Below are 12,573 nucleotides of genomic sequence, written 5' to 3' on the forward strand. Positions count from 1 at the left end.
CTAAAACAGTTGTTATAGCAGCTGTTAATGTTGTTTTACCGTGGTCTACGTGACCGATTGTTCCAATGTTAACGTGTGGTTTGCTTCTTTCAAATTTTGCTTTTGACATTGCAAATTCCTCCTTTTAAATTCAAATAAACTCTACCTAGCGTGTTGTGTTTTCCTTATTTTGGATGGAGCTCACAATCGGGATTGAACCGACGACCTCCGCCTTACCAAGGCGACGCTCTACCGACTGAGCTATGTGAGCACCTTACATTCATTTAATTTACCTATGCCATAAAAATTTTACTACTAATAAAATTCTTTGTCAATACTTTTGAATAATTGCATTATTTAATATCTAAACATTTTTCTAGCTTTCTTTTAACCCTTTGTAAAGCATTATCTATAGACTTTGCTTCTCTATCTAAATCGCAAGCAATTTCTTGATATGACTTTCCATCAAGATAAGAATTTAAAACTTCTAGTTCTAATTCTGAAAGCACGCTGTTAATTGCATTTTCTATATTTTCAACCTCTTCTTGACCTATAACTAAAGATTCAGGATCGGTTATTGTTATACCAACAACTGTATCCAATAATGTCCTATCTGATTCCTCTTCATATATAGGTTTACTTAAAGAAACATAGGTATTTAATGGAATATGTTTCTGCCTTGTTGCAGTTTTTATAGCTGTTATTATTTGCCTCGTTACACATAATTCAGCAAAACTTTTAAAAGATACAAATTTATCCGGATTAAAGTCTCTTATAGCTTTATATAATCCAATCATACCTTCTTGATATATATCCTCTTTATCTGCCCCTATAAGAAAATATGATTTTGATTTAGCTTTTACAAACTGTTCATACTTACTTATTATATATTCTTGGGCTCTACCATTTCCACTTTTAGCTAGTAAAACAATTTCTTTGTCTAATAATTCCTTAAATTCTTCGCAATTATCAAGCTTGGCTAAATCATAAGTAATCCCCATATTCTCTACACCCCCAGATAAAAACCTTGCATTCCAATAAATTACAAATTAAATTATAAGATTTATATTTGACTTAGTCAATATTACCCTCTTCTCATTTTTTCTAATTTTTCAAATACACTTTCTTCTAATGTATCTCCTAAGAGATTCTTACCCAATTCACTTCTATTCTTTTCCGCCTTTTTTCTGATATTATCTTGAACTTTTAATACCTCATTGTAGAATTCAATAGATGACATTCTGACTGCCCCTCTTTGAAAGATAGTTTGTTGTTCTAACCTATCAGAGGTTACAACAACAACTTCAACTTTTCTTCCTAATTCATCTACCATTCTCTCAATATATGCATCAGCAATTTCGCCTTCTTTGGTAAAGACAGTAAATATATTATTTCCAGATGCCTCTTTACTTTCTATATTTCCAGCAACTTTATGCGCATCAAAAACCAAATATATTCTACAAGAGTTAAAAGAGGCATAATTTTCAAGCATTTCAGTAAGTTCTGTTCTTGCTATGTCGTAGCTATAATTTTTTGACTTTTTTAAATTTGGCCAACTATTTATAACATTATAACCATCTATAAATATAACTCTCATCTTATCACTCTTTTTCTATTATTTTAGCCTTGATTTTAATACCTCATACATCATTATACCACCTGCAACTGAAGCGTTTAAAGAGTTTATTTTACCAACCATTGGTATTTTAACCAACTTGTCGCATTTCTTTTTAGTTAAATTAGACATACCTCTTCCTTCACTACCTACTATTATTCCACAAGCACCACTAAAGTTTGTTTCATAACTGTATGAATCTCCATCTATATCAGCACCATATATCCATATATTCTTAGCTTTTAATTCTTCTATTGTATTGTTAATATTCGTAACTTTTGCTATTTTCATATGTTCTATAGCACCAACCGATGCTTTGTACACAGTCCCAGTTACTCCAACATTTCTTCTTTTTGGAATTATAATACCATGAGCTCCACATAATTCTGCTGTTCTTACTATTGAACCTAGGTTATGAGGATCTTCTAATTCATCAAGTATAACTATGAATGGGTCTTCATTCTTACTTTTAGCTAAATCTAATATTTCTTCCACTGTGCTATATTTAAATGGCGTTATTTGAGCTATTACTCCTTGGTGTGCTCTTGTTTCACTCATTAAATCTAGTTTCTTTCTATCAACTTCTTTTACAACTATTTTCTTTTCTTTAGCTAATCCTAGTATCTTATTTATTGAGCCTTCCATTTTTCCATTAGCTATGAATATTTGTTCTATTGTCTTATCTGATTTTAATAATTCAATAACAGCATTTCTTCCTTCAACTAAATCTTCTCTTCCTTTTAATTCTGTTTCTTGAAATTCATTTCTACTGTTATTTCTAGCGTATTTTTCTTCTCTTGCTCTTTGTTCTCTTTCTAAAGCATACTTTTGCTTACGAGTTAATTGTCTATATTTATTTTCTGATTTTGTCATTTTTTTCTCTCCTTAAATTTTCTATTTTCCTAAATATAATTCTCTCATTTCTTTAAGTTTTCCACAGCACATCTTACCTTCTGGACAAGGTCCTACTACACAACTTGGACCTGCATTTTTAAATAAAATAGGTGCTACTTTTTTAACTTCATGAACCATTTGTTCTGCCATATTTCTTATTTCCCACTGAGCTCTATCACAGCATCTATGATGGAAAAAGTTCATCAAACTTCTAGCATTCATTGTGAAAACAACTTTTGTTTCACAAGCATTCGGAAATACATATCTAGCATCCTCTATAGCCTTTTTTTCAGCTGGTTTTTCATTCATACCATCTTCTATGTACTTGTATTTTAATCTTTCAACAATTTCATCATATACTTTTTGAGCACCTTCCATCTGTTCTACAAATAGATTTTTAGCCACATCATCTGCTTCTATTGCAGGTGGAACTATGTATTCAAACTGATCTAATTTAACATATCTTTGAGATTGTTGAGAATAAGATGCAATTCTATGTCTAACTAATTGATGAGTTAAACTTCTTGAAACCCCTTCTACAGCAAAAGTAAATGAAACATGTTCTATTGGTGACATATGTCCATATGACATAAGCATATTTAAAAATTTATCTGTACTTTCATCAGTTGAATTTTCTAATATATCATCAACACCTACTGCACTATAACATAACTTAGCTGCCGCAGCTATTGTTTTTTCTGGCTCTGGTGTGTATTGTAATAATTTAACTTTCAACATTTATAATTCTCCCCTCTAAAGTTCTACTTCTATACACTTCACTAGGAAATTATTTAATCTTTCTTCCTGTCCACTTAAATATAAATATCCTACTAAAGCTTCAAATCCAGTTGCATTTCTATAATCTCTTACATCTGCATTTTTAGGAACTGTTGCTGACTTAGCATTTCTTCCTCTTTTAAATATGTAAAGTTCATCTTCTGTAAGTTCACTTTCTAAAGCATTTATTATATCGCTTTGTGCCTTAGCTTTTACATATTGTATAGCTTTCACATGTATTTTATGTGCAGATAAACCAACATTTTCACTTAATATATAGTTTCTTATAAAAATCTCATAAACTCCATCTCCAATTAAAGCCAACTGAAGTGGATTAAGCATTCTAGCTTCCTTTTCTGAAAACTCTCTGTTCAATAAATTCTTCAATATTATATCTCCTTTTGTTTCTACTTTCATAAAATCAATATATAATTAATCATTTTAAACTATTACTAAACAAATTTAAACCAAATTCTAATTACAAAATTCCTTATATATAAATTTATTTAACTTGAAAGTTCTAGTTACTTAATATTACACTTTAATTTTAACACTTACAAATTAAAATTAACTAAAATAATAACTTGCAAAAGAAATTCTTCTGCAAGTTATTATTCAAACTATATTTGCTTCCATCTTACACCCTGAGGAGTATCTTCTAAAACTATCCCTCTATCTTTAAGATCATCCCTTATTTTATCGGCTAAAGCGAAATCTCTATTCTTTCTTGCTTCTTGTCTTTCAGCTATCAAAGCTTCAACTTCTTCAGCAATATCACCCTTAGTTGATTTTTGTAACATACCTAATGGTGCTCCTAATTCTCTTATTAAATCTAAAGCCTTTTCAGATAACTCTTTTGAAGAATTTATTGTTATATTTGTATTAGTATCTCTTATTAAGTCAAATATAGCAGTTATTGCATCAGCAGTATTGAAGTCATCATCCATTTTTTCAATGTACTTGTCTCTATATTGATTTAATGATTCTAAGTAAACTTTCTCTTCTTCATTCATTTCTTCTCTTGAAACTTCATCAATTAAGTTTTCTAAATTTCCTATAGCATTATATATTCTTTCAACAGAAGCCTTAGCTGAATCTAATAAATCTTCGCTAAAGTTTAATTGTTGTCTGTAATGAGCTGATAACATTAAAAATCTTATAACATCAGCATCATATCTCTCTAATATTTCTCTTGCCGTAAAGAAGTTATTTAATGATTTAGACATTTTTTCATTATTTACATTAACAAAAGCTGAATGCAACCAATATCTTGCAAATGGTTTTCCTGTTAATGCTTCACTTTGCGCAACTTCATTTTCATGATGTGGGAATGTTAAATCCGCTCCACCAGCATGAATATCTATAGTTTCACCTAAAAGTTTTTTAGCCATGCATGAACATTCTATATGCCATCCTGGTCTTCCCATTCCCCATGGACTGTTCCAAGCTGGTTCCCCTGGTTTTTGAGCTTTCCATATAGCGAAATCCATTGGATCTTTCTTTCTCTCATCAACTCTTATTCTAACACCTGACTGTAGATCTTCTATATTTTGACCTGATAATTTTCCATAGCCTTCAAATTTCTTAGTTGAAAAATAGACATCTCCATCTACCTCGTAAGCATATCCTTTATCAATTAATCCTTTAACAAACTTTATTATTTCTCCAATAAACTCTGTAGCTCGTGGATTAACTGTAGCTCTCTCTATATTTAAAGTATCTGCATCTTGATAATACTCTTTTATATAAGTATCTCCAATTTTCTTTACAGTAGTTCCTTCTTCATTTGCTTTTTTTATCATCTTGTCATCTATATCTGTAAAGTTTTGAACAAAATCTACTTTAAATCCTCTGTACTCAAAGTATCTTCTTATAGTATCAAAAACTATAAAAGTTCTTCCATTTCCTATATGGAAAAAATTATATACAGTAGGACCACAAACATACATTTTAACTTCTCCTGGAGTTAATGGAATGAATTCTTCTTTTTTCTTGTTTAAAGTATTATAAACCTTAATCACTAATTAATCCTCCTACCTTAAATTATTAGTAACTCACCTTATTATTAAATAAGGTGAGTTTTAAATATTATATTCTAATTATATACAAATTTTTCTTTCTTATAAATTATTCTATATTAAAAATTATAAAGTTAAACCTGCTTTTTTGAATTCATCTTGTACTCTGTTGTATGCTTCTTCTATAGTTAAAGTTTCAACTTCTCCACCATTTCTTAATTTGAATTCAACTTGCCCTTCTCCAATAAGTTTTCCAACTGTAATTCTCATTGGAATTCCCATTAATTCTGAATCCTTAAATTTAACTCCAGCTCTTTCTTTTCTATCATCAAGCAATACTTCAACACCCATTTTTCTTAATTCATTGTATATTTCTTCCGCTTTAGTTGCTTGTTCTTCATTCTTAACATTAGCTGGTATAACTGATACATGATATGGTGCAACTTCTAATGGCCATATTATTCCATTTTCATCGTTATGTTGTTCAATTATTGAAGCAACTGTTCTTGTAACACCAATTCCATAACATCCCATTATAAATGGTTTAGCTTTTCCATCTTCATCTATGAATGTTGCACCCATTGATTCTGAGTATTTAGTTCCAAGTTTGAATATATGTCCAACCTCAGTTCCTCTTGAAATAGTTATTTCTTCTCCACATACAGGGCATTTTTCTCCTATAGTTACATTTCTGAAATCTCCAACTATTCCTTCAAAATCTCTTCCATAGTTTACATTTTTTAAGTGCATATCAGTTTCGTTAGCACCAACTATGAAATTATACATATTAGCTACCTCTTGATCTACTAATAACATATCAACTTTTATTCCTATAGGACCTGCAAATCCAACCGCAGCACCAGTAGCTTCCTTAACTACTTCTTCACTAGCCATTTCTAATTCTGTAACCTCACCTATAGCATTTGATATTTTAACTTCATTAGCTTCTCTATCTCCCCTTAATACTACAGCTACAACTTTATCATCAGCTTGGAATATTAAAGTTTTTGCTATTTTCTTAGGAGAACATTCAAAGAATTTAGCTAAATCATCTATTGACCTAACAGCAGGTGTTTCAACTTTTTCTACTTCCATTAAAACTTCTTCTTCAGCTTTTTCTGGAGTTGATGGAGCTTTTTCTATATTAGCTGCATAATCACAAGATGTACAGAATACTACATCATCTTCTCCTACTTCTGATTTAACCATGAATTCAGCTGATCCTGATCCACCTATAGCTCCAGAGTCAGCAGCAACAGCCTTAGCATCTAATCCACATCTGTTAAATATATTAGTATATGCTTTTCTCATTTTTTCATATGCTTCATCTAATCCTTCTTGATTTCTATCGAAGCTATATCCATCTTTCATTAGGAATTCTCTTGATCTCATAACTCCAAATCTTGGTCTTCTCTCATCTCTATATTTAGTTTGAATTTGATAAAGATTTAATGGTAACTGCTTATATGATTTAATTTCATTTCTAACTAGATCAGTGAATACTTCTTCATGAGTTGGCCCTAAACAGAAATCTCTATTATGTCTATCTTTTAATCTAAACATCTCAGCCCCATAAGCATCCCATCTTCCTGATTCTTGCCATAATTCTGCTGGTACTAAAGCTGAAGCTAAAAATTCTTGAGCATCTGCTTCACTCATCTCTTCTCTTATTATATTTTTAACATTTTCTATAACTTTTAATCCTAAAGGCATGTAGTTATAAACACCGGCAGTCATCTTTCTCATAAGACCTGCTCTTAACATAAGCTTATGACTTTCTATCTCAGCATCTGCTGGAACTTCTCTTAATGTTCCTACTAACATTTTTGACATTTTCATATTATATTACCTCCTCATTAAGCTCTATATAATCTTAATATTTATTGACTTATTAAAATGATTTGTTTTAAGAGAGTGTTGATTTTAGCTAGCAAAAAAATAAAAAAGCTCTACCCTAAAAAAATATTAGGGCGAGCTTATATTTCGCGGTACCACCTAAATTTGTACTCTCATCATTGTTAACGGTATTAAACCCGGTTAGTTTTTTGCTACGACTCCAAAGTAGGTTCAAAACTTGATGAAAATCTCTCAGCCTAGGATTTTCTCTCTGTATAAAGCGTTTCTACTAATCTTTTTCACAGTCTTTAAAAACTATTAAATTTTCTAAATCTTATAAAATTATATCCTTATAAAAATAACATGTCAATATACTGTCTTCTTATCTTATATTTCTTATTTAATAAATGCCTGAGCTAATATTAAATCTTCTGGAGTTGTTACTTTAATATTTTTGTAATCTCCATCAAAAAGATAAACATCTTTTCCTAATATATCTATTATCATAGTGTCATCAGTAACAACAATCCCCTCACTTTTAACTTTATCATGACCTTTTTTAATTAAATCATAATTAAAACACTGAGGAGTTTGAACTGCTACTAATGTTGATCTATCGGGTGTATCAAGTGAAAAACCTCTTGAATCTTTTACTTTTATAGTATCCTTAGGCATTACCCCTGGTGCTGCTGCACCAAATTCCTTAGCATACTTTATACCATCTTTAATTATTCTTTTACTTACAAAAGATCTTGCTCCATCATGAATTAGAACAATATCACAATCTTCTAATATTTTTAATGCATTATAAACTGAATCTTGTCTTTCTTTGCCACCTTCAACTATTTTTGATATTTTAAAATTAAATTTTGATTGAATTTCATTTTTAAAATACTCTATTTCATCTTTAGGTAAAACAAGAACAATTTCATCAATTTCTTTACATTCTTCAAAAGTTTTTAAAGTATAGTATATTATTGGTTTTTCGTTTATTTCTATGAATTGTTTGCTGACATCAGCACCCATTCTCTTTCCTTTTCCACCTGCTAATATTATACTAACTATCTTTCCCATAACTAAATCTCCTTCTTAAGATTTAGACTTAGCAAATATCATTCTACCTGCCGCTGTTTGAAGCACCGAAGTAACAACAACTGTAATTTCTTTACCCATGTATTTTCTTCCACTTTCTACAACAATCATAGTACCATCATCAAGATAAGCAACCCCTTGTCCAGCTTCTTTTCCATCCTTAACAACTGTAAGTGTCATCTCTTCTCCTGGTAATACTACAGGTTTTATAGCATTTGCTAATTCATTTATATTTAGTACAGGAACTCCCTGAAACTCTGCTACTTTATTTAGATTGTAGTCATTTGTTACAACCTTACCATTCAATTTTTGTGCTAATTTAAGTAATTTAATATCAACCTCTGCAATTTCTGGAAAATCTCCTTCCCACATTTGAACTTCAATTGAAAGTTCTTTCTGAATCTTATTAAGTATATCTAATCCTCTTCTTCCTCTTGTTCTCTTTAATGAATCTGAACAATCTGATATATGTCTTAATTCATCAAGAACAAAGGTAGGTATTACTAAAGAACCTTCAATAAATCCAGTTTGGCATAAATCAAATATTCTTCCATCTATTATTACTGATGTATCTAAAACCTTTGGTGTTGCACCACTTTTCTTAGGTTGACTAGTTTTAGATTTTTTCTCCTTAGATTGATTTTTTCTAAAGTTTTCAAAATATCCAGCTATATCATCTCTTTTCTTAACTGCTATATCAGCTCCAATAACCATTGCAATTATATTTATAATTACTGAAACTATTGGACCTAATATTTCGTTTATTGATCCACTTAAGAAGCTACTTAAAGGCAATGTTATAACTAATGCTAATATTAAAGCTACTATAGCCCCTATAGCCCCAAAAATTATTTCGCTTGGTGATAATTTTGATATACTTTTCTCAATAAATGTTATAAGTTTTCTTATGTACTTATAAATATAAGGAGAAAGTAAAAATAGTATAAATCCAAAAATAGCAATTAAAATTAAATAAAATGATACCTGTAAGAAAATATTTGTTAAATATTCCTTTCCTAGCGAACTATGCTTTATTCCGTCTGCTAAAACATAACCAACTAATACTCCTAAAATAGTAAAAATTACTCTAAAAAGTTTCTTTATCACAAACTCACCTCCTATATAATTATTGACATGTTTAAAAGTTATAATTCACCTTTGTAAAACTTTATAATATTTTTACTTAATTATACCATATTAAGTCATATTATTAATTATAAAATCTTCTTTGATATAACAATTAAGAAAATTACCCCCTATAAATATTTTTAAATTTGATTTATATTATACTCAAGTTAACAAGCTAATTAGTTTTTAACATATATTTGGTTTTGCAACCTAAATAATTTGACAAATATAACCAAAAAATTCTATAATTATTATAGGGTCAAAGATTGGTATATAAGGAGTGAAACACTATGAAAGACGTAATTTTTGACGATTTTCAAAATAGCGTTAATAATTCTTTACTAAGACACAAAAGCATATTAGATATATTAAGCAAGTATGAAGAATCACAGGCGCGAGCTAGTAGAGCAATATGTAAGGCTGTTACAAATTGTGGCTGTATAGAGATTTGTGCTAAAAAACAAAGTATATTAAACGATGATGATATATCATTAGATGAACTTAATCCAAATCTAAGCTCCCATATTTCAGGAAGCTTATGTGAAAACTGCAGAGAAGTTATAGAAAGAGAACTTGGAAATAACATTTTCTATTTAACCTCTCTATGTAATGCATTGGATTTAAACCTGTTTGATATCTTATTAAAAGAATATAATAAGATTGATACTTTAGGTAAATTCACCTTTAGATAATACTCTTAAGTGCCAAATTAATGGCACTTCTTTTTTTATAAATTTTTATTTAAAGATACTTGTTCCCTTATTCTTCTAAGACCGTTCTTGATAGCTCTTGCTCTCGCTTCTCCAATTCCTTCAACTTGATCTAAATCTTCGTTGCCTGCTTCAAGAATATATTTAAGTTTTCCAAAATGTCCAACCAGATTTTCTATTACACTTGATGGTATTCTAGGTACCTTGTTTGTAATTCTATACCCTCTAGGTGACACCAATGTGTCAATTAAAGATTTTCCTAAATAGCCTAATTCTTTAGCTATTATATCTAAATCCAATAAATCTTCTGATGATAACTCTTGTATTTCTTTATATACATCTTTATAGCCCATTATATCGTAACAGTAATCTCTTATAAGAAGTACTCCATCTTGTTCTATACTTCTCACTAATTCATTTAACTGCATTGATATAAGTCTTCCTTCGTTACCTAACTCAATAATATATCCTTCTATTTCCTCTACAATTCTCATAACCATCTCTGTTCTTTGAATTGCAGTAGCTACATCAAAAAGTGTTGCCAAATCTTGAAATTCTAATACATTTAAATTATTAGTTACTCTTTCAAGAACAGCTACGTATTTTTCTAAAGTCTGTATTGCTTGATTTGCTTTGCTAAGTATGACCCCACTATCTCTTAAAACATATTTTATATCACCTTTATATACAGTGATTATATTTCTTCTTTGAGATATTGCAATTGCAATTTTATTTGTTTGTTTTGCAACTCTCTGAGCCGTTCTATGTCTTGTTCCAGTTTCAAAAGTACTTATAGATTGATTTGGCATAAGTTGAGCATTTGCATAAAGTATTTTTTTTCTATCTGAACTTATTACTAATGCACCATCCATCTTAGCAAGTTCATATATATAAGCTGGACTATACTCAGAATTTATGTTAAAACCACCATCTACTAAGTCTAAGATTTCTTCATTATCTCCTAAAACTATAAGCCCTCCAGTTTTTGCTCTTAATATATTGTCTAAACCCTCTCTTAATGAAGTACCAGGGCTCATCAATTTTAATATTTTCTTTAACTCATCATCATGTAAAGTTCTCATCTACCTACACCTATCCCTCTAAAATATCTTTCCTATTGCCTCTCTTACAGTTTTAACTCCTATAAGATTAAGTTTACTTCCCTTTAATTTTTCTAAGCTTCTGTATGGAACAACCGCATTCATAAATCCCATTTTTTCAGCTTCATTTAATATTCTGTCACAGTTTGCTATAGGTCTTATCTCACCTGTTAGTCCAACTTCTCCAATAACTAAAAGTTTTTCTAACTTAGTTGGAGTTCCCTTAACAGATGATACTAACGATATAGCAATACCTAAATCTGCTGTTGTTCCTTCAATTTCAAGCCCTCCAACAACGTTGACATATACATCAGTATTATAAAAAGGTACTCTTAATTTCTTCTCTAATACAGCTAATATAAGACTTAGCCTTGAATTTTCAACACCAACTGCCGTTCTTCTAGGCATAACTGCCTTCGTTTCTGATGCTAATGATTGTATTTCTACAAGAATAGGTCTAGTTCCCTCCATTATTCCAATAACAACTGACCCTTCTTGATTAAAACTAGTATCTTCTAGGAACATACTTGAAGGATCATAAACTTGCATTAATCCTTCTCCTCTCATTTCAAAAACACCAATTTCAGAGGTTGTTCCAAATCTATTTTTCATTGTTCTTAATATTCTAAATTCCTCTGTTCTTTCCCCTTCAAAAGATAAAACAGTATCTACCATATGCTCTAAAACTCTTGGTCCTGCTAAATCTCCTTGCTTAGTTACATGAGCAACTATAAATAAAGGGATATTCTTTCCTTTTGCAATTCTCATTACAGCATTTGAACACTCTTTTACCTGAGAAACACTTCCTGGAGCAGAAGAAACAGTATCTCTATAAATAGTTTGTATTGAATCTATAATTATGAAAGCTGGTGTAAGTTTATCAATATAAGCTTCTATTATGTCTAGATTAGTCTCTGAAACTATATAAAGATCTTCAGCATCAACACCTAATCTATCACCTCTTATTTTTATCTGTTCTTCTGATTCCTCTCCTGATACATATAAAACCTTCCCATATTTTTTTGAAATATTATTAGCTGTTTGTAAAAGAAGAGTTGATTTACCTATTCCAGGATCTCCAGATATAAGTGTTAATGAGCCTTTTACAAGCCCTCCACCTAATACTCTATTAAGTTCTCCTATTCCAGTGTCATATCTCTCTTTTTCACCAGATTTTATATCTTTTATTTTTTTAAGTTCACCAATCTGTCTTTCAACTTTTTGAGCGACTTGAGTAGACTTAGTATCTCTAATTTCCTCAACCATTGAATTCCAATTATTACACTCTGGACATTTTCCCATCCATTTTGGTGACTCATATCCACATTTCTGACATACATATACACTTTTGACCTTTGCCACTATACCAACTCCATATATCTTTGTTTTTCTTTCAATTTTAATTATTTCCTAATATATCCTTA

The 12,573-nt window shown here is 30.2% G+C and carries 13 protein-coding genes and 1 tRNA gene; 1 reads left to right on the forward strand and 13 read right to left on the reverse strand.

Going from position 1 to position 12,573, the window contains the following annotated elements; genetic code table 11:
• The 11 genes from Q1K13_RS00355 to Q1K13_RS00405 form a co-directional block, all read right to left on the reverse strand.
• Window positions 1-109, reverse strand: a 109-nt coding sequence (locus tag Q1K13_RS00355) for a GTP-binding protein (protein ID WP_208337970.1), incomplete at its 3' end; no start/stop codon positions are given.
• A 65-nt stretch (window positions 110-174) separates the two neighbouring features.
• Window positions 175-250: transfer RNA gene (locus Q1K13_RS00360), tRNA-Thr, on the reverse strand.
• Window positions 251-332: 82 nt separating this feature from the next.
• A complete protein-coding gene (gene sigH, locus Q1K13_RS00365; protein WP_300346514.1) occupies window positions 333-980 on the reverse strand; it encodes an RNA polymerase sporulation sigma factor SigH in 648 nt (215 codons plus the stop codon).
• An 83-nt stretch (window positions 981-1,063) separates the two neighbouring features.
• The gene (locus Q1K13_RS00370) at window positions 1,064-1,576 is read right to left on the reverse strand and encodes an NYN domain-containing protein (RefSeq protein ID WP_300346516.1); all 513 of its coding nucleotides are present in this window, start codon (window positions 1,574-1,576) and stop codon (window positions 1,064-1,066) included.
• A gap of 18 nt (window positions 1,577-1,594) precedes the next feature.
• Window positions 1,595-2,467: a 23S rRNA (guanosine(2251)-2'-O)-methyltransferase RlmB gene (rlmB, locus tag Q1K13_RS00375; protein WP_300346518.1), complete on the reverse strand. Its 873-nt coding sequence runs from the start codon at window positions 2,465-2,467 to the stop codon at window positions 1,595-1,597.
• Window positions 2,468-2,488: 21 nt separating this feature from the next.
• Window positions 2,489-3,226, reverse strand: coding sequence for an FAD-dependent thymidylate synthase (gene thyX, locus Q1K13_RS00380; RefSeq protein ID WP_300346520.1), 738 nt, complete (start codon window positions 3,224-3,226; stop codon window positions 2,489-2,491).
• 15 nt (window positions 3,227-3,241) lie between these two features.
• A complete protein-coding gene (locus Q1K13_RS00385; RefSeq protein WP_300346522.1) occupies window positions 3,242-3,652 on the reverse strand; it encodes a Mini-ribonuclease 3 in 411 nt (136 codons plus the stop codon).
• Between the two features lie 233 nt (window positions 3,653-3,885).
• A complete protein-coding gene (gene cysS, locus Q1K13_RS00390; protein WP_300346585.1) occupies window positions 3,886-5,283 on the reverse strand; it encodes a cysteine--tRNA ligase in 1,398 nt (465 codons plus the stop codon).
• Window positions 5,284-5,409: 126 nt separating this feature from the next.
• Window positions 5,410-7,122: a proline--tRNA ligase gene (locus tag Q1K13_RS00395; RefSeq protein WP_300346523.1), complete on the reverse strand. Its 1,713-nt coding sequence runs from the start codon at window positions 7,120-7,122 to the stop codon at window positions 5,410-5,412.
• Between the two features lie 393 nt (window positions 7,123-7,515).
• Window positions 7,516-8,193, reverse strand: coding sequence for a 2-C-methyl-D-erythritol 4-phosphate cytidylyltransferase (gene ispD / locus Q1K13_RS00400; RefSeq protein WP_300346525.1), 678 nt, complete (start codon window positions 8,191-8,193; stop codon window positions 7,516-7,518).
• A gap of 15 nt (window positions 8,194-8,208) precedes the next feature.
• Window positions 8,209-9,318: a PIN/TRAM domain-containing protein gene (locus Q1K13_RS00405; protein ID WP_300346527.1), complete on the reverse strand. Its 1,110-nt coding sequence runs from the start codon at window positions 9,316-9,318 to the stop codon at window positions 8,209-8,211.
• A 311-nt stretch (window positions 9,319-9,629) separates the two neighbouring features.
• Between Q1K13_RS00405 and Q1K13_RS00410 the strand changes: the two genes are divergently transcribed.
• Window positions 9,630-10,031: a DUF1573 domain-containing protein gene (locus tag Q1K13_RS00410; RefSeq protein WP_300346529.1), complete on the forward strand. Its 402-nt coding sequence runs from the start codon at window positions 9,630-9,632 to the stop codon at window positions 10,029-10,031.
• Between the two features lie 35 nt (window positions 10,032-10,066).
• Here the strand turns inward: Q1K13_RS00410 and disA are convergent, their stop codons facing one another.
• Window positions 10,067-11,131 carry a DNA integrity scanning diadenylate cyclase DisA gene (gene disA / locus Q1K13_RS00415; RefSeq protein ID WP_300346531.1) on the reverse strand — a complete coding sequence of 355 codons (1,065 nt, stop codon included), beginning with the start codon at window positions 11,129-11,131 and terminating at the stop codon, window positions 10,067-10,069.
• Between the two features lie 18 nt (window positions 11,132-11,149).
• Entirely contained in the window at window positions 11,150-12,511 is a 1,362-nt protein-coding gene (gene radA, locus Q1K13_RS00420; protein WP_300346533.1) for a DNA repair protein RadA, read from the reverse strand.
• Window positions 12,512-12,573: the final 62 nt, after the last annotated feature.

This window comes from Clostridium sp. (assembly GCF_029267215.1).
GTDB lineage: Bacteria > Bacillota > Clostridia > Clostridiales > Clostridiaceae > Sarcina.

Excerpts from the sequence above, each read along its gene's own strand:
- rlmB (WP_300346518.1), bottom strand. The coding sequence starts at position 2,467 with ATGACAAAATCAGAAAATAAATATAGACAATTAACTCGTAAGCAAAAG.
- sigH (WP_300346514.1), bottom strand. The coding sequence starts at position 980 with ATGGGGATTACTTATGATTTAGCCAAGCTTGATAATTGCGAAGAATTT.
- disA (WP_300346531.1), bottom strand. The coding sequence starts at position 11,131 with ATGAGAACTTTACATGATGATGAGTTAAAGAAAATATTAAAATTGATG.
- thyX (WP_300346520.1), bottom strand. The coding sequence starts at position 3,226 with ATGTTGAAAGTTAAATTATTACAATACACACCAGAGCCAGAAAAAACA.
- Q1K13_RS00395 (WP_300346523.1), bottom strand. The coding sequence starts at position 7,122 with ATGAAAATGTCAAAAATGTTAGTAGGAACATTAAGAGAAGTTCCAGCA.
- ispD (WP_300346525.1), bottom strand. The coding sequence starts at position 8,193 with ATGGGAAAGATAGTTAGTATAATATTAGCAGGTGGAAAAGGAAAGAGA.
- Q1K13_RS00370 (WP_300346516.1), bottom strand. The coding sequence starts at position 1,576 with ATGAGAGTTATATTTATAGATGGTTATAATGTTATAAATAGTTGGCCA.
- Q1K13_RS00410 (WP_300346529.1), top strand. The coding sequence starts at position 9,630 with ATGAAAGACGTAATTTTTGACGATTTTCAAAATAGCGTTAATAATTCT.